This window comes from Streptomyces sp. NPDC033178 (assembly GCF_055577685.1).
Map to the genome: position 1 here is coordinate 415,759 of NZ_JBVIPT010000005.1, position 16,643 is coordinate 432,401.

General features: G+C 71.0%; 17 protein-coding genes and 1 pseudogene. 8 read left to right on the forward strand and 10 right to left on the reverse strand.

Going from position 1 to position 16,643, the window contains the following annotated elements:
• Positions 1–35 precede the first annotated feature (35 nt).
• The 4 genes from ACZ5VQ_RS15445 to ACZ5VQ_RS15460 all read right to left on the reverse strand — a co-directional run bounded on the left by ACZ5VQ_RS15445 (position 36) and on the right by ACZ5VQ_RS15460 (position 3,574).
• Entirely contained in the window at positions 36–686 is a 651-nt protein-coding gene (locus ACZ5VQ_RS15445; protein WP_469105297.1) for a response regulator, read from the reverse strand.
• Complete coding sequence (locus tag ACZ5VQ_RS15450; protein ID WP_469105298.1) at positions 683–1,975, reverse strand: sensor histidine kinase; 1,293 nt, start codon at positions 1,973–1,975, stop codon at positions 683–685. Before ACZ5VQ_RS15450 ends, ACZ5VQ_RS15445 begins: the two co-directional genes overlap by 4 nt.
• Positions 1,976–2,307: 332 nt before the next feature.
• Positions 2,308–2,799, reverse strand: coding sequence for a GNAT family N-acetyltransferase (locus ACZ5VQ_RS15455; RefSeq protein WP_469105299.1), 492 nt, complete (start codon positions 2,797–2,799; stop codon positions 2,308–2,310).
• A 1-nt stretch (position 2,800) separates the two neighbouring features.
• Positions 2,801–3,574 (reverse strand): IclR family transcriptional regulator, encoded by a 774-nt coding sequence (locus tag ACZ5VQ_RS15460; RefSeq protein WP_055616458.1) that lies wholly within the window; start codon positions 3,572–3,574, stop codon positions 2,801–2,803.
• Positions 3,575–3,704: 130 nt separating this feature from the next.
• On the opposite strand from ACZ5VQ_RS15460, the gene ACZ5VQ_RS15465 reads away from it, so the two are divergent.
• The 7 genes and pseudogenes from ACZ5VQ_RS15465 (at position 3,705) to thpD (ending at position 9,760) form a co-directional block, all read left to right on the forward strand.
• Positions 3,705–5,234: an aldehyde dehydrogenase (NADP(+)) gene (locus ACZ5VQ_RS15465; RefSeq protein WP_469105300.1), complete on the forward strand. Its 1,530-nt coding sequence runs from the start codon at positions 3,705–3,707 to the stop codon at positions 5,232–5,234.
• A 138-nt stretch (positions 5,235–5,372) separates the two neighbouring features.
• Positions 5,373–5,981 (forward strand): DUF1349 domain-containing protein, encoded by a 609-nt coding sequence (locus ACZ5VQ_RS15470; protein WP_469105301.1) that lies wholly within the window; start codon positions 5,373–5,375, stop codon positions 5,979–5,981.
• Between the two features lie 130 nt (positions 5,982–6,111).
• Positions 6,112–6,180: pseudogene (locus ACZ5VQ_RS15475) on the forward strand (mycothiol transferase); the annotation flags it as partial.
• A gap of 356 nt (positions 6,181–6,536) precedes the next feature.
• Positions 6,537–7,076 (forward strand): diaminobutyrate acetyltransferase, encoded by a 540-nt coding sequence (ectA, locus tag ACZ5VQ_RS15480; RefSeq protein ID WP_190230211.1) that lies wholly within the window; start codon positions 6,537–6,539, stop codon positions 7,074–7,076.
• A gap of 30 nt (positions 7,077–7,106) precedes the next feature.
• Positions 7,107–8,378, forward strand: coding sequence for a diaminobutyrate--2-oxoglutarate transaminase (ectB, locus tag ACZ5VQ_RS15485; RefSeq protein WP_469105302.1), 1,272 nt, complete (start codon positions 7,107–7,109; stop codon positions 8,376–8,378).
• 85 nt (positions 8,379–8,463) lie between these two features.
• A complete protein-coding gene (locus ACZ5VQ_RS15490) occupies positions 8,464–8,868 on the forward strand; it encodes an ectoine synthase (RefSeq protein WP_200399089.1) in 405 nt (134 codons plus the stop codon).
• A gap of 4 nt (positions 8,869–8,872) precedes the next feature.
• Entirely contained in the window at positions 8,873–9,760 is an 888-nt protein-coding gene (gene thpD, locus ACZ5VQ_RS15495; protein ID WP_469105303.1) for an ectoine hydroxylase, read from the forward strand.
• A 64-nt stretch (positions 9,761–9,824) separates the two neighbouring features.
• Here the strand turns inward: thpD and ACZ5VQ_RS15500 are convergent, their stop codons facing one another.
• On the reverse strand, positions 9,825–10,886 hold the full coding sequence (locus tag ACZ5VQ_RS15500; RefSeq protein WP_469105304.1) for an alkene reductase: 1,062 nt from the start codon (positions 10,884–10,886) through the stop codon (positions 9,825–9,827).
• A 200-nt stretch (positions 10,887–11,086) separates the two neighbouring features.
• On the opposite strand from ACZ5VQ_RS15500, the gene ACZ5VQ_RS15505 reads away from it, so the two are divergent.
• On the forward strand, positions 11,087–11,605 hold the full coding sequence (locus tag ACZ5VQ_RS15505) for a MarR family winged helix-turn-helix transcriptional regulator (RefSeq protein WP_362082307.1): 519 nt from the start codon (positions 11,087–11,089) through the stop codon (positions 11,603–11,605).
• 45 nt (positions 11,606–11,650) lie between these two features.
• Here ACZ5VQ_RS15505 and ACZ5VQ_RS15510 read toward each other — a convergent pair whose 3' ends face one another.
• From ACZ5VQ_RS15510 to ACZ5VQ_RS15530, 5 genes are all read right to left on the reverse strand, one after another.
• Positions 11,651–12,781 (reverse strand): maleylpyruvate isomerase family mycothiol-dependent enzyme, encoded by a 1,131-nt coding sequence (locus tag ACZ5VQ_RS15510; RefSeq protein ID WP_469105305.1) that lies wholly within the window; start codon positions 12,779–12,781, stop codon positions 11,651–11,653.
• Positions 12,782–12,806: 25 nt separating this feature from the next.
• Entirely contained in the window at positions 12,807–13,424 is a 618-nt protein-coding gene (locus tag ACZ5VQ_RS15515) for an RNA polymerase sigma factor (RefSeq protein ID WP_055616448.1), read from the reverse strand.
• Between the two features lie 54 nt (positions 13,425–13,478).
• Entirely contained in the window at positions 13,479–14,528 is a 1,050-nt protein-coding gene (locus tag ACZ5VQ_RS15520; RefSeq protein ID WP_469105306.1) for an aminotransferase class V-fold PLP-dependent enzyme, read from the reverse strand.
• A 107-nt stretch (positions 14,529–14,635) separates the two neighbouring features.
• Positions 14,636–15,349: a DsbA family oxidoreductase gene (locus ACZ5VQ_RS15525; RefSeq protein ID WP_469105307.1), complete on the reverse strand. Its 714-nt coding sequence runs from the start codon at positions 15,347–15,349 to the stop codon at positions 14,636–14,638.
• Between the two features lie 141 nt (positions 15,350–15,490).
• Positions 15,491–16,537, reverse strand: a complete 1,047-nt coding sequence (locus ACZ5VQ_RS15530) for a pyridoxal-phosphate-dependent aminotransferase family protein (RefSeq protein ID WP_469105308.1) — start codon at positions 16,535–16,537, stop codon at positions 15,491–15,493.
• Between the last annotated feature and the right edge of the window lie 106 nt (positions 16,538–16,643).

Below are 16,643 nucleotides of genomic sequence, written 5' to 3' on the forward strand. Positions count from 1 at the left end.
GGACGGACCCGATCGTTCCCACCCACCCGGATTTTTCATACGTCCTTCATGAAGCCCGCCTCGTACGCCGCGATCACCGCCTGTGTACGGTCCCGGGTCGCGGTCTTCGCCAGGACGGCCGCCACGTGCGTCTTCACCGTCGCGGGGCCGACGCCGATGCGGCCCGCGATCTCGGCGTTGGTGAGCCCGGCGGCCATCAGCCGCAGGACCTCGCTCTCCCGGCCGGTGAGCCTCGCCACCCAGGCCGGCGGTGCCGCCTTCGCCCGCCCGTACTCGGTGGCGAGGCCACGCACCGCCGCGGGGAACAGCAGGCTGTCGCTGTGCGCGACCAGCCGCACGGCCTGGACCAGCGCGTCGGCGTCGGCCCGCTTGAGCAGAAACCCGGACGCTCCGGCACGCAGCGCCTCGTACACGTACGCGTCGTTCTCGAAGGTGGTCACCACGACGATGCGCGGGGGATCGGGAAGCGTCGCCAGGATCTGCTCGGTGGCGCGGATGCCGTCGATCCCGGGCATGCGGACGTCCATGAGGACGACGTCCGGCGCCAGCTCGCGGACGACGGACACGGCTTCGGCGCCGGTGGCCGCCTCGCCGACGACCTCCAGACCGGGCTCGGCCGTCAGGATCGCGCGCAGCGCGGTGCGCACCATGCGCTCGTCGTCGGCGAGGACGATCCGGATGGTCATACGGGTCCTTCCAGGGGGAGTCGTACGTGCAGGCGCCACAACACCCCGTCCACCGGCCCGGACTCCGCGGTGCCGCCCAGGAGCCGGGCCCGGTCGGCGATGCCGCGCAGGCCGTGGCCGCCGCCGGGACGGGGGACCATGGCCGTCGGCGCGGGGTTCTCGGCGGTGATGGCCAGCTCCCTGCCGTCGGGGACCACCCTGATCCGGAGGCTCACGGAGGTCCCGGGTCCGGCGTGCTTGAGGGCGTTGCTCAGCGCCTCCTGCACGATGCGGTACGCCTCGCGGGAGACGAGCGGGGGCAGCGCCTCGGGGTCGGCCTCCACGGCGGCGGTCACGCGGAGGCCGCCCGCGCGGGTGCGGCGGAGCAGACCGTCGAGGTCGGCGGCGAGGGTGGGCGAGGGGGCGGTCGCGGGGGTCGTGCCGGGGGAGCCCGGCGCGCCGCCGGGGGAGCCGGCGTCACGCAACACACCCAGTACGGCGTCGAGTTCGCCCACCGTGCGCCGCGTGGTGTCCTCGATCGCGGCCAGCGCCTCGCGCACGAACTCCGGGTCGCTGTCCAGGACCCGGCGGGCCGCGCTCGCCTGGAGCGTGACGGCGCTCAGCGCGTGGCCGACGGAGTCGTGCAGCTCGCGGGCCAGCCGGTTGCGTACGGCGAGGTCGGCGGCGCGGGCCTCGGCGGCGGCGAGCCGGTCCTCGGGCGTGGGCCCGAGCAGCTCCGGCGCCCAGCGGGCCAGCAGCGCGCCCGCGCCCGCCGCGCAGCCGGCGAGGGCCGCCAGCATCACCGCGCCCGCGACCGGGGAGAGCGCCAACGCCCAGGTGTGGTCGAAGAGTTCGGGCAGATCGAGCCGGGAGTCGCGCAGCCCCGCGTAGAGCGGCAGCACGATCAGCACCACCGCGAAGGGCGGCGTCGCGAGGGACATCCCGGCGATCACTCCGCCGAACCCCAGGTGCAGCGTGAACCACACCGCCGTACGCCCCTTCGCCTGCCGGGTGCGCGCGGGCCCGTCGGCGAGGCGGTCGCCGTCGACCCCGCACAGGGCCCGGACCACGGCCACCGACATCGGCCGGGTCAGCGGGAACAGCCCGGTGATCGCGGCGAGCGGCAGCCCGGCACCGAAGGCGAGCAGCTGGTGGGGCAGCGAACTGAACAGGTTCTGGGAGCTGGTGAACGGGCCGACGATCAGCTCGCCGACGAAGACGTACGGCATGGCGAGCGCACCGCCGAGGATCAGATGGATCCACCGGCGACGCGTCCGCCTCCCGAACAGAGTCCGGGCGAATGCGGTCACCTCGACCGCTTCGCCAGGACGGAGGCACCGACGCCCGCCACGAGGATGCCGACGATCATCTGCCCAGCGTAGGTGAGGTTCATCAGGTCGTCGGCTGCTCGGCGACGGCGCACAACATCCGACGAAACGTCTGCGTCATGCCACCCACGCTCCCGCCCCACCCCACCGGGCCACGTCCTGCGCGACGACGATCCGCCTCCGCCGCACGGGGGAGGCGGACGCGATGCCAGGCCCCGAAAGGGGCGCGGGGAACTGCGCGACCAGCCACACACAACCCGCACCCGGCAACGACCCGCAGCCCCAACTGCGCCCACCGAAAAACCGACGCACGCTCACGCTTCGAGCGTCAGCACAACCTCGTCGATCTCCTCACCCCGCGCATTCGCGAACCCCCGGTCCCGCCCGGAGACGCGGAACCCGCACTTCTCCAGCACCCGCAACGACCCCACGTTGTCCGCGGCAGCCCGAGCGAACAACGGACGCTCGGGCACGGCATCGAGCAGCGCCCGCAAGGCGCCCGTGGCGATCCCCCGCCCCCAGTACGCCCGGTCGATCCAGTACGTCACTTCGCGCTCGTCCGGCGGGCCGTACACCGCCGCGTTGCCGACCACGTCACCGTCGACGAGGACCGTACGGTTGACGACGTCGGACAAGGCGCGGATCCGCTTCCAGTGGGCGTCGAAGGCGTCCCGGTCCGTCGGGTCCTTCGCGGTGAACGCGGCCATCCGCACCGACTCGGGGTCCATCATCTGCCGGAAGAAGACCGGTAGATCGCTGTCGTGGATCTCCCGGAGCACGACCTCCGCGTCGGGCATGTCGGACATGTCAAAGCCTCCGGGTAGCGAGAGTCAGCCGGTCCCGCGCGTCGAACAGCGCGTCCTTCACCATCTGCTCGTGCGCGGGCGTCAGCCGAGCCACCGGCACCGAGCAGCTGATCGCGTCCCGGGCGGGCGTCCGGTAGGGGATCGCGACGCCGAAGCAGCGCAGCCCGAGCGTGTTCTCCTCGCGGTCCACCGCGAACCCCTGCTCCCGAACCTGGTGCAGCTCCTCGATGAGCTTCTCCCGGTCGGTGATCGTGTGCTCGGTCAGCGCGGGGAGCGTCTCCGGGAGCAGCTTCCGTACCTGCTCGTCGGTGTGTGTGGCGAGCAGCGCCTTGCCGAGCGACGTGGAGTGCGCGGGCAGCCGGCGGCCCACGCGTGTGAAGGGGCGGAGGTAGTGCTGGGACTGGCGGGTCGCGAGGTAGACGACGTTCGTGCCGTCGAGGCGCGCCAGGTGGATGGTCTCCGTGGTGTCGTCGGAGAGCCGGTCCAGGGTCGGCCGCGCGGCCGCCACGACCTCGTCACCGTCGATGTACGACGTACCGACGAGCAGGGCACGTACGCCGATGCCGTACCGCGTGCCCGTCGCGTCCGTCTCGACCCAGCCGAGCTCGACGAGGGTGCGCAGCAGCATGTAGAGACTGGACTTGGGGTACCCGACGGCCTCCTGCACGGCGGCCAGGGAGTGCATGCCCGGGCGTCCGGCGAAGTACTCGAGCAATTCAACCGTCCGCACCGCGGACTTGACTTGCGCCCCGCCGCCCGTCTCGACTGCCGACATCGCCTTGACCCCCTAGTTCGCCGGGAAATAGTCTCCACAGCATATTCACCACCAGAGACAGCGTTCAGCATATCGAACGCCGCTGGTGAGTGGCACATGTACTGCGGCATTACATCTGGAGGGACCCGCGGTGGCAGCAGCACCAGTCTGGAGTGTCGACCCCCGAACCGGGAAGCAGCGCGAGCAGGTTGCGGTGGAAGCCACAGCCCAGGAGGTGGACGCGGCCGTCCGCGCGGCCCACGCCGCCCGGGGAGCACTCGCCGACCGCACCGTCCGCGCGGCCTTCCTGCGCTCCGCGGCCGACCAGCTCGAAGGCGCCAAGGAGTACCTGGTCGAGGCCGCGGACGCGGAGACCGCGCTCGGTCCGGTCCGGCTCACCGGTGAGCTCGCCCGCACCTGCTACCAGCTGCGGGCCTTCGCGGACATCGTCGACGAGGGCGAGTTCCTCGGGGTCGTGATCAACCACCCCGACGACACCGCGACCCCGCCGATCCCGGACCTGCGCCGCTACAAGGTGCCGCTGGGCGTTGTCGCCGTCTACTCGGCCTCGAACTTCCCCTTCGCCTTCTCCGTGCCCGGCGGCGACACCGCGAGCGCGCTCGCCGCGGGATGCCCGGTCGTCGTCAAGGCGCACCCCGACCACCCGGGTCTGTCCGAGCTGGTCGCGTCCGTCCTGCGCCGGGCCGCCGCCCAGCACGACATCCCGGACGGTGTCCTCGGCCTGGTGCACGGCTTCGACGCCGGCGTCGAGCTGGTCAGGCACCCGCTGGTCACGGCCGCCGGATTCACCGGTTCGGTACGCGGCGGACGGGCACTCTTCGACGCGGCGGCCGCCCGGCCCGTGCCGATCCCCTTCCACGGCGAGCTGGGCTCCCTGAACCCCGTCGTCATCACCGAGGCCGCGGCCGCCGAGCGCGCCGAGGCGATCGGTACGGGGCTCGCGGGCTCCATGACGCTGGGCGTCGGCCAGTTCTGCGTGAAGCCGGGTCTTGTGCTGGCGCCCGCCGGCGCGTCCGGTGACCGGCTGGTCAAGTCGCTCACGGACGCGGTGAGCGACACGGACGCGGGTGTTCTGCTGGACCACCGCATGCGCGACAACTTCGTCGCGGGGGTCGCCGAGCGGGCCGAACTCCCCGACGTGGACGCTCCGGTGACCCCGGGTGCGGGCAGCGAGCACACGGTGAGCCCCGGCTTCCTGACGGTTCCGGCCGGGCGGCTCGCGAGCGAGGGCGAGTACGACCTGCTTCTTGAGGAGTGCTTCGGACCGGTCACCGTCGTGGCGCGCTACGAGGACGAGGCCGAGGCGAACGCGGTGCTCGCCCGGCTGCCCGGCAACCTCACGGCGACCGTCCACCTCTCCACGGAGGAGACCGCCGGCGAGGGGCGCGGTGCGGAGATCCTCGCCGAGCTGACGCCGCTCGCGGGTCGCGTCCTGGTCAACGCGTGGCCGACCGGTGTCGCGGTCGCACCCGCCCAGCACCACGGGGGGCCGTACCCGGCGACCACCTCCACGTCCACGTCGGTCGGCGGTACGGCCATCGAGCGGTGGCTGCGGCCGGTCGCGTACCAGAACACGCCGGAGGCGCTGCTGCCGGCGGAGCTCCGCGACGACAATCCGCTGGGGTTGCCGCGGCGGTACGACGGGCGTCTGGAGCGGTAGCGCTCCGCTTGGAGCGCCGTTGGGCCCGTGGTCGGTTTGCGGCTGCGGGCCCGCTGTGGCTGATCGCGCAGTTCCCCGCGCCCCTGAAGGAGCCGCGCCCCTTTCGGGGCGTGGGGGTGGACCTGACAGACTCGGGGGATGGACGTGAAAATTCCTGAACTTCCCTTTTCTCTTCGGACGTACGGGCCCGACGGGCACTGGTCGTACGAGGACGGGGTGCTCACCGGGTGGGCGGGGGCGCGGCAGGACCGGTTCGTGCCGCCGACCGACGAGGGCCTGGACCCCGCGTCCGACGCCCCCCGGCTGCTCGGGTCGCCGGAGGGGGACTTCCAGCTCATCGCCCGGGTCACGGTCGGTTTCGCCGGGGCCTTCGACGCGGGCGTGCTGTACGCGCATGTGGGCGAGCGGGCCTGGGCCAAACTCTGCCTGGAGAACTCGCCGGATGTGCCCACCGTCTGCACGGTCGTCACCCGGGGCCACTCCGACGACGCCAACTCCTTCACGGTGGACGGCAGTTCGGTCTGGCTGAGGATCAGCCGCACCGGCCGCGCGTTCGCCTTCCACGCATCGCGGGACGGCAAGCGCTGGACCTTCGTCCGCCTCTTCACCCTGGCCGACGAGAAGGAGACCGGCGCCGCCCTGATCGGCTTCATGACCCAGTCCCCGATGGGTGAGGGCTGCGTGGTCACCTACGACCACATCGAATACCGCCCGGACTGGCCGGCGGACCTCAGAGACGGCACCTGAGCCCCGACCGGCGGGGGTCGTACGGAGAGCCCACGGTGCCGCGCTGTCCGAGGTGACGCCGCTTGGACTCGTGCGGCGTCTCACCGAGATGCGGCGGTAACGCTTCTCTCGGGGCGCGGGTGAACCTGACAAGTACGCGCGCCACAACGGTCACGCGGACATCGTCAGGGAGCGGATCGACGGGGTCACAGGCGCCTGACCAGCGGTGCGGCGGGTGATCGGGGAATTCCGGTTCGGTTTATCCGGAGGTATTTCCGGGCTCTTTTCCGGGGCCTTATTCAGTGCAGCTCCCCGTTTTCTTCTGCCCGCTTTCCTCGAACCTAAACGCTAAGATTTCGCGAACACCAACCTCTTAATTCGGGCAGATCTCGTGGTGATTACGCGGCTGTGACGCAACACACAGGGTGCCCGGTTTCTCCTGTGTTTTCGTGATAAATGGGTGGCTCCAGGCCGGTGGTACGCGGCGTCCGCGCCCGCGTGATAACACAACGGGCGCATCGACGTAACCCCCTCCGGCGATGCAATTTGAACTTTCGCTGGGTAAATTCAATCCGCATGACCGCCGCACAAGCAGACCTGCAAGCGGAATTCCTGGAAATGCCGGAAGGGCTGCGGATCGACCGTCCGCACGTGGTGGACGGAGCCGCACTCTGGCGCATTGCCAAGGACTCCGGGAACCTCGACCTGAACTCCTCCTACAGCTACCTGCTGTGGTGCCGTGACTTCGCCGGCACCTCCGCGGTGGCGCGTACGGCCGACGGCGAGCCGGTCGCCTTCGTCACCGGCTACATCCGGCCCGAGCGCCCCCACACGCTTCTCGTGTGGCAGGTGGCCGTCGACGCGGAACAGCGCGGACGCGGCCTCGCCGCCGCGCTCCTCGACGGACTGACCCTGCGGATCGCCCGCACACACGAGCTGACCACCGTCGAGACCACCATCACCCCGGGCAACACCGCCTCCGAGCGGCTGTTCACGTCGTACGCCGGGCGCCACGGAGCGACCGTCGAGCGCGAGGTCCTGTTCGACACAGCGCACTTCCCCGACGGACCGCACGACCCAGAGGTGCTGTACCGCATCGGCCCCCTGTCGCACTGACGAACCCCCCACGCCCTGAGGAGCAACACCGTGACCATCACCCAGCCCGACCTGAGCGTCTTCGAGACCCTGGAGTCGGAGGTGCGCAGCTACTGCCGCGGCTGGCCCACCGTCTTCGACCGCGCGCAGGGCAGCCGCATGTTCGACGAGGACGGCCATGAGTACCTCGACTTCTTCGCCGGCGCCGGATCACTCAACTACGGCCACAACAACCCCGTACTGAAACGCGCCCTCATCGACTACCTGGAACGCGACGGCGTCACCCACGGTCTGGATATGTCGACGACCGCCAAGCGCGGGTTCCTGGAGTCGTTCCAGAACCTGGTGCTGCGGCCCCGCGACCTGCCGTACAAGGTCATGTTCCCGGGCCCGACCGGCACCAACGCCGTCGAGTCCGCGCTGAAACTGGCCCGGAAGGTCAAGGGGCGCGAGGCGATCGTCTCCTTCACCAACGCCTTCCACGGCATGTCGCTCGGCTCGCTCGCCGTGACCGGCAACGCCTTCAAGCGGGCCGGCGCCGGCATCCCGCTCGTGCACGGCACGCCGATGCCCTTCGACAACTACTTCGAGGGCAAGATCCCGGACTTCCTCTGGTTCGAGCGGCTCCTGGAGGACCAGGGCTCCGGACTCAACAAGCCCGCCGCCGTGATCGTCGAGACCGTGCAGGGCGAGGGCGGCATCAACGTCGCCCGCCCCGAGTGGCTGCGCGCCCTCGCCGACCTGTGCGAGCGCCAGGACATGCTCCTGATCGTCGACGACATCCAGATGGGCTGCGGCCGGACCGGGGCGTTCTTCTCCTTCGAGGAGGCGGGCATCACCCCCGACATCGTCACCGTCTCCAAGTCCATCAGCGGCTACGGACTGCCCATGTCCCTGTGCCTGTTCAAGCCCGAGCTGGACATCTGGGAGCCGGGCGAGCACAACGGCACGTTCCGCGGCAACAACCCCGCGTTCGTGACGGCCGCCGCCGCTCTTGAGACGTACTGGTCCGACGGCCCCGCCATGGAGAAGCAGACCCGTACCCGTGGCGAGCAGGTCGAGGAGGCGTTCATCTCGATCACCGAGGAGAACCTCGCCGACGTCAAGGAGTACCGCGGCCGGGGCCTGGTCTGGGGCATGGAGTTCCACGACAGGGCGCGCGCGGGCCTGATCGCCAAGCGGGCCTTCGAACTCGGCCTGCTCATCGAGACGTCGGGCCCGGAGAGCGAGGTCGTGAAACTCCTCCCGGCGCTCACCATCACCCCCGAGGAACTGGACGAGGGCCTGCGCATCCTCGCCCGTGCCGTCCGCGAGACGGCCTGAACCACCCCTGAACCACAGCGGCCACAGCAGCAACCGCACCAACCGCACCAACCGCACATCAGCCTGAAGGAGGCTTCGCAGCACCGTGATAGTCCGTTCGTTCAAGGAGATCGAAGGCACTGACCGACACGTGAAATCGGCGTCGGGTACCTGGGAGAGCAAGCGCATCGTCCTCGCCAAGGAGAGGGTCGGCTTCTCCGTGCACGAGACGATCCTCTACGCGGGTACCGAGACGTCGATGTGGTACGCGAACCACATCGAGGCCGTCGTCTGCGTGGAGGGCGAGGCCGAACTCACCGACGACGAGACCGGCGAGAAGTACACGATCACGCCGGGAACCATGTACCTCCTCGACGGGCACGAGAGGCACACGATGCGGATCAAGGAGGACTTCCGCTGCATCTGTGTCTTCAATCCGCCGGTGACCGGACGGGAGGACCATGACGAGAACGGCGTCTACCCCCTGCTGACCGAGCCCGAGGAGGTCTGAACCGATGACGACGATCACCGACCTGTATCCCAGTCGCGGTACCAGCGAGGTGTCCGTGCCCCGGCAGGACCCGGTCGTGTGGAGCGAGCCCGGTACGCCGGGACCGATCCCCGGGGCCGACCTGCAGTCGTACGAGCGTGACGGTTTCCTCGCCGTCGACCGGATCATCGGCGAGGACGAAGTCGCGCTCTACCACGCGGAGTTGGAGCGCCTGGTGACGGACCCCGCGATCCGTGCCGACGAGCGCTCGATCGTGGAGCCGAAGTCGCAGGAGATCCGCTCGGTCTTCGAGGTCCACAAGATCAGTGAGATCTTCGCCCAGCTCGTACGCGACGAGCGCGTGGTCGGCCGCGCCCGGCAGATCCTCGGCTCCGACGTGTACGTCCACCAGTCGCGGATCAACGTCAAGCCCGGCTTCGGTGCGAGCGGCTTCTACTGGCACTCGGACTTCGAGACCTGGCACGCGGAGGACGGTCTGCCGAACATGCGGACGGTGTCCGTCTCGATCGCGCTGACGGAGAACCACGACACCAACGGCGGCCTCATGATCATGCCGGGGTCGCACCACACGTTCCTCGGCTGCTCCGGAGCCACGCCGAAGGACAACTACAAGAAGTCGCTGCAGATGCAGGACGCGGGCACGCCCTCCGACGAGGCGCTCACCAAGTTCGCGTCCAAGCACGGCATCAAGCTCTTCACGGGCAAGGCCGGCTCGGCCACCTGGTTCGACTGCAACTGCATGCACGGCTCGGGCGACAACATCACGCCGTTCCCGCGCTCGAACGTCTTCATCGTGTTCAACAGCGTGGAGAACACGGCGCTGGAGCCGTTCTCGGCACCGGTACGCCGGCCCGAGTTCATCGGGGCGCGGGACTTCACTCCGGTGAAGTGACGTACGCCCACGGGTGATTGGCCCGGTTCCCGTCTCGTACGAGACGGGAACCGGGCCAACTGCCTTACAGCGCCGGGTAGTCCGTGTAGCCCTTCGCGTCCCCGCCGAAGAACGTGGCCCCGTCGGGCTCGTTGAACGGACCGCCGGTCCGCAGACGGGCGGGCAGGTCCGGGTTGGCCAGGAACAGCTGGCCGTACGCGACGAGATCGGCGACGCCGTCCTCGACGAGGGTCAGGGACTCCGGCCCGGTCGGCCCCTCGGTGGCCGGGTTCAGGACGAGGGTCCCGCTGAACCGCTTGCGCAGCGCGAGGGTCAGCTCACGCATCTCGACCGCCTCGGTGACGTGCAGATACGCGAGACCCAGTGGCTCCAGCTCGGCCACCAGCGCGGTGTACGTCGGCTCCGGCTCGGGCTCCTGGATGTCGTTGTACGGGTTGCCGGGCGAGAGCCGGATGGCGGTGCGTCCGGCACCGATCTCGGCGGCGACGGCCTTCACGGTCTCGACGGCGAACCGTATGCGCTTCTCGACGGAGCCGCCCCACTCGTCGGTGCGGTGGTTGGAGCCGGGGGCGAGGAACTGATGGATCAAGTAGCCGTTGGCGCCGTGCAGTTCGACGCCGTCGAAGCCCGCCTCGACAGCGCCGCGCGCGGCGGTCACGAACTCCCCGACGGTGGCGCGGACCTCGTCGCCCGTGAGCTCGCGCGGGGTGATGAAGTCGAGGGGACCCTCGTGCGTGTAGACCTGCCCCTGGGCCGGCACGGGTGACGCGCCGACGTTGACGAGTCCGTCGGGCAGCAGGCTGGGGTGGCCGATCCGGCCCGCGTGCATGAGCTGCGCGAAGATCCGGCCGCCGGCGGCGTGCACGGCGTCGGTCACCTTCCGCCAGCCGGCGATCTGCTCGGCACTGTGCAGGCCGGGGGTGTCCGGGTAGCCCTGGCCGACCGCGGACGGCTGGATGCCCTCGGTGATGATCAGCCCCGCGGAGGCGCGCTGGGCGTAGTACTCGACGGTGAGGTCGGTGGGGGCCCCGTCCTCGCCCGCCCTGCTGCGGGTCATCGGCGCCATGGCGATGCGGTTGGCGAGGGGTGTGCCGGACAGGTCGATCGGGTCGTACGCAGTGGTCACAAGAGCTCCCGGAAATGATTTATGTGGTCGGCCAATCATCTGAACCGAGAGCCACCCTAAACCATTCCTTGGCCGACCAAGGTAATCTCGGTGGAGGAAGCCGGAAGACGGCTGGGAGACGGCGCGAGAAGGCGGGGGAGGCCGGGGGAGGCGGTGGGACGTACGGTGGACAGCACGTACGCACGAACCCGGGAGTCGAGATGAGTGCCAGCCAGGAGGTCGCGGCCCCGCAGGCCGACCCCCTCTGTATCGACAAGCTGCCCTCCGCCGCGCGCGGCGGCCCGGTCGGCCACGCCATCTCACGGGTCGCCCGGCTGCACCGCACGACCGCGGCCAAGCTGCTGCGCGGGGCCGGGCTCTACCCCGGGCAGGAGTTCGTGATGATGCACCTGTGGGACCGGGGCCCGGTGCGCCAGTCGGACCTCATCAAGGCGGTCGACCTCGATCCGTCCACGGTCACGAAGATGCTCCAGCGCCTTGAGCAGTCCGGGCACGTGACCCGCAGCCCGGATCCGAAGGACCGGCGCGCGGTGCTCGTCGAGGCGACCGAGAAGAGCTGCGGACTGCTCGACGAGGTCACACTCGCCTGGGCGAGCCTTGAGGAGCACGCCCTCGCGGGCCTGAGCCCGGCCGAGCGGACCCAGCTCGTCGCTCTCCTCTCCAAGGTCGAGGCGAACCTCTGCACGGAGACGGGGGGCTGCCCGGCCCCGGGCTCGTAGCTCCCCAGGGCCAGGGGCGCGCTGCCCGGGCCCGTAGAGGCTGAGCTACAGCCAGGACAGGGCGGCCGCGCGCTCCAGTACGTCGCGTACGACGTTCTCGTCACCCGCCACGCCCCTCGGGACCTCGTCGGCTGTGTACCGGCCGCCCACGAGCAGGCAGAAGTCCACGGCGTCCAGGACGAGTTCACCCCGGACCGCCTCGTCCTCGGAGCCGAGCACCCACTCGGTGGAGCTCTCGCCGGCGGTCACCGCGAACAGCACCGGCGGTGCCGTGGGCCCCAGAGTCATGCCGAGGATCCGGACGGCGAGCCGTACCAGCTGCCACAGATGGGCGTCCGGGGGCGGCGGCACGGCGAGACCAAGAGCGCGGCCGATGTCGTCCGAGTGGATCCACGCCTCGAAGGCCCGCACCACGAAGTGGTCGGCGACCGGCAGCCGTACACCCATCAACGTCGTCGCGCGCGCGGCCCGTTCGGGATCCACGGCCTCGGGCGTGGCCAGCAGCGCGGCGGCCCGCGCGGCCCACGCGGCGACCGTCTCCTGGGGGTCGCGCGTCCGCTCGTACGCGATGACGTCGGCGGTCCGCGTGTTCCAGGCCTCCTCCCACGGTGTGTCCTCGGTGATCCGCGAGGGCGGTGTGTGGGTCCGAAGGCCCAGGCGCACGGCCAGTTGTTCATCGGCGGCGATCAGATGGCCGACGGTGTCGCGGACGTCCCAGTCGTGCACGACGGGCGTGCCCCACGGCCCGTGGCCGTCCACCTCCCGCAGCAGCGCGCGCAGTCCCGCGACGGCGGCCGCGTACGGGGCCGCGTGCGCGGCGACGCGCGGCAGGGCGGGCCGGGACCGCAGGGCGAGGGCCAGCACACCGTCCGCTCCGGCCGGACCGTCGCCGACGGACGCTCCCGCGGAACCGCCGCCCGTCGCGCCGGGGGCCGAACCGTTCTGCGAGACCGCGGCCGAACCGTTCCGCGCGGCCGTCGCCGACGATCCGTTGCCCGTGGCCGTCCCCGGTGACACGTCCAGCAGCCGTACGGTCTCGCGGAGCCGTTCCGCCTCCGCCGCGCAGCTCTCGCAGCCGGCCAGGTGCGCCGGTACCGCCTTCTCGTCAGCGGGCTGCAGCGCGCCGAAGGCCCAGGCGGCCAGCAGCTCGGGCACACCGTCGTGGTCGTCGGTCACCGGACGCCTCCTTCCCCTGTCGCCATCATGCGCCCCTTTCCCACGCCGGATCCGGCGGCTCGGCCAAAGTCTCGGCCAACTTGCGCAGCGCGGACCGCAGGCGGGTCTTGGCGGTGCCCTCCGGGATGCCGAGCTCGACGGCGGCCTGGCGGTAGGTGCGGCCCGCGAAGTAGGCGAGGTGAACCACCTCCCGCTGCGGCTGCGGAAGTTCGGCCAGTGCGGAGTGCAGCAGCAGCGAGCGCTCGCGGTCGACGACCGCCTCGTCGGGCCCGGGCCCGGTGTCGGGGATCGCGTGCAGCGCGGAGTCGTCCGCCCCGGCGGCCTTGCGGTGCCGGGCCTCGCTGCGCACCCAGTCCACGGCCCGCCGGTGCGCGAGCACGGACAGCCAGGTGCGCAGCGAACCCCGGCGCGCGTCGAACGCGTACGGCCTGCTCCACAGCTGGGCGAAGACCTCCTGCGCCACGTCCTCGGCGGCCGCCGGGCTGTTCGTGACGCGCCCGGCGATCCGCCGCACGAGCCCGCCGTACGCCGCGTAGGCCTCGGACAGCGCGGACTCGTCGCCGTACACCAGCCGCCGATGCAACTCCGCATCCGCGGGCGGCCGTTCGGACTTGTGGAGAGTTGGCTCCACCGGCACCACCACCTCGTGATGCCCTTCCTAGCGTCCCCGCGGACCCCGCGCCAGTGGGTCTGGCAATCAGCCCGACAGGACGTCCAGCAGACGATCGACATCCGCGGCCGTGTTGTACAGGTGGAACGCGGCCCTCAGGTTGCCCGCGCGGTCGGAGACTTCGATCCCCGCCCGGCTCAACTCCGGCTGCCTGTGGCCGAGTCCGGGCACGGAGACGATCGCCGAGCCCGGCGCGGGAACCGGCTCCTGCCCCAGGCCGGCCAGGCCCGCGCGGAAGCGGTCGGCGAGGGCGAGGTCATGGGCGTGCACGGCGTCCACGCCCAACTCCTCGATCAGCTCCAGCGAGTGACGGGCGCCCGCGTACGAGAAGAGGCTCGGGCTCTCGTCGAACCGCCGTGCGGAGTGGGCGAGTTCCTCGACCGGCCCGTAACAGCTGTCCCAGGGGTGCTCTCCCGCGACCCAGCCCGCGAAGATCGGGTTCAGTCCCCCCAGGTCCTCCGGAACGACCAGGAAAGCCACGCCCCGCGGGCAGACGAGCCACTTGAAGGCGACGGAGGACACATAGTCGTACGCGTCCGCCTCGATGGGCAGCCATCCGGTGGCCTGGGAGGCGTCGAGGTACGTACGGGCCCCGTGCTCGCGTGCGGCCTCGCGCAGCGCCGGCAGATCGACGATCCGGCCGTCCGCGGACTGTGCGGCGCTGACCGCGACGAGCGCGGTGCCCGGGCGCACCGACTCGGCGATCCGCTCCAGCGGCACGGTGCGCACCTTGAGGTCGCGGCGCATGTGGAAGGGGTTCACCACGGAGGTGAAGTCGGCCTCGGCGGTGAGGACTTCGGCGCCCTCGGGCAGCGAGGCGGCGATCAGTCCGCTGTAGACGGCGACGGAGGCCCCGGCCGCGACACGGCTGTCCGGGACTCCGACGAGACGGGCGAAGGCGGCGCGGGCCGCCTCCACGTCGGCGAACATGTCCTGCGGCTGCCCCGCCGCCACGGACTCGACGCCGGCCCGCATGGCGTCGACCGCGCGGGCCGGGAGCAGCCCGGTGCTCGCGGTGTTGAGATAGGTGTTCTTCGCGGCGAACTCGGCTCGGACGAGGGTCTCGAAGGTCTCCATGGGACCACTCTGCGGCCCGGGGATCTCCCCGTCCATTGCCGACTTCTACGTGGTTTCGCCAAGCAACGCTTATGGATACGCCCCGACCTGCGCTTTTCCCGTCCGTGTCAGTTCTGCGGCACCGCACATCCGTCGGGGCCGCACGCCTCGGCGTCGTCCTGCTGGATCAGCTTCAGCGGGGAGTGGCTGCCCCACGCCTGCTCCAGCGCCTGCGCGAAGACCTCGGCGGGCTGGGCGCCGGAGACGCCGTACTTCCGGTCGAGGACGAAGAACGGCACGCCGTTCGCGCCCAGCTCGGCGGCCTCGCGCTCGTCGGCGCGGACCTCGTCGGCGTACGCGGCCGGGTCGGCGAGCACCTTGCGGGTCTCGTCGGCGTCGAGCCCGGCGGCGACTGCCAGCTCCACGAGCCGCTCGTCGTCGCCGAAGACGGACCGCTCCTCGGCGAAGTTCGCCTTGTAGAAGATCTGGATCAGCTCGTCCTGCAGGCCCCGCTCCTTCGCGAGGTGCAGCAGCCGGTGCATGTCGAAGGTGTTGCCGTGGTCGCGGCCTTGGGTGCGGTACTCCAGACCCTCGGCGGCGGCCTGCGTGCCGAGGTTCTCCTCACCGGCCCGCGCCTGCGCCTCGCTCATGCCGTACTTCTTGGTGAGCATCCTGATCACCGGCTGGATGTCCGTCTTGGCACGCCCCGGGTCGAGCTCGAAGGAGCGGTGCACCACCTCGATGTCGTCGCGGTGCGGGAAGGCGTCGAGCGCCTTCTCGAAGCGGGCCTTGCCCACGTAGCACCACGGGCAGGCGATGTCGCTCCAGATCTCGACGCGCATGTCTTCGGCTCTTTCGGCTCGTACGGACGGACGCGGAGGCACCCTCCGCTCGGAGGGTGAACGTTCAATCGTCCCCGGTTCATTCCCCTGGCCGTTCGTTGCTGGCTGCGCGACCGGCCCCCACCGGCCCGCAGACGAAACTCAGCCCTCGGCCAGCGCCGCGCCCAGCGCGGAGAGGCAGGACTGGACCGTGTCCAGGGACGCCGCGGGCCCGTAGTGGTTGACCCGGATCATCTCCTTGGCCAGGGCACCGCCACCCGCGGCGAGCGGCAGCGTCGGGTCGGTGGCCAGTGCCCTGGCCACCACCGCGGAGGCGTCGACCCCCACCGGCGTACGCAACGTCGTGGCCACCGGAGCCGCCGCCGAGGCCTCGTACACATACGGCTCGACGCCCCCGCCCAGCGTGAGCGCCCCCGCCCGGGTGGCCGCCGCGGCCGCCGCGTGACGGGACATGACCGTGTCGAGACCCTCGGCCTCGATGCGCTGGACGCACGCCTCCAGCGCGAGCATCTCCAACTGGGCCGGGGCATGCAGGAGCGCCCGGCGCCCGGTGTCGATCCAGCGCTCCTTCCAGTCCAGGAGGGAGAGGTAGGAGCGGCGCGGAGCGTGCGGGTTGGCGGCCATACGGGCCCAGGCACGCGCGCTCACCGAGACCGCGGAGACCCCGGCCGGCCCGCCCATCGCCTTCTGGGCGCCGATCACACACAGGTCCACGCCCCACGCGTCCGGCAGCACCGGCTCCGCGCCGATCGACGCCACCGCGTCCAGGTAGAACAGGGCACCGTGCGCCCGTACGACCTCGCCGATCTCCGCGACCGGGTTGGTGTTGCCGGTGGCCGCCTCCGCGTGAACCAGGGAGACGAAGTCGATCTCCGGGTGCTCGGCGAAGGCCTCCTGGATCTGTGCGGCCGTGACCGCCGTGTGGAAGGGGACGGCCAGGTCGTACACCGTCGCGCCGCAGTCCCTCAGCCAGTCGCCGAACGTCTGCCCGTACGGACCGGTGATCACGTTGAGAGCCATCGTGCCGGGCCCCGCGGCGCCGCGAATGGCTCCCTCCAGCGGCAGCAGTGCCTCGCCCTGGGTGATCAGGACGTCCTGTTCGGTGGAGAGCAGTCGCGCCACGCGGTCCTCGATCGACGCGAAGTGCGCGGCGCTCAGCGGCGCCAGGTCCAGGAGGGGATGGGTCACAGCAGTGCTCTCTTCGTTTACGGACGGCGCTGTTCACGGGTGGCGCTCACGGGGTAGACGCACACGAGCGTAACGGGCGGGTCCCCGCCCGCCCCACCGACGACTT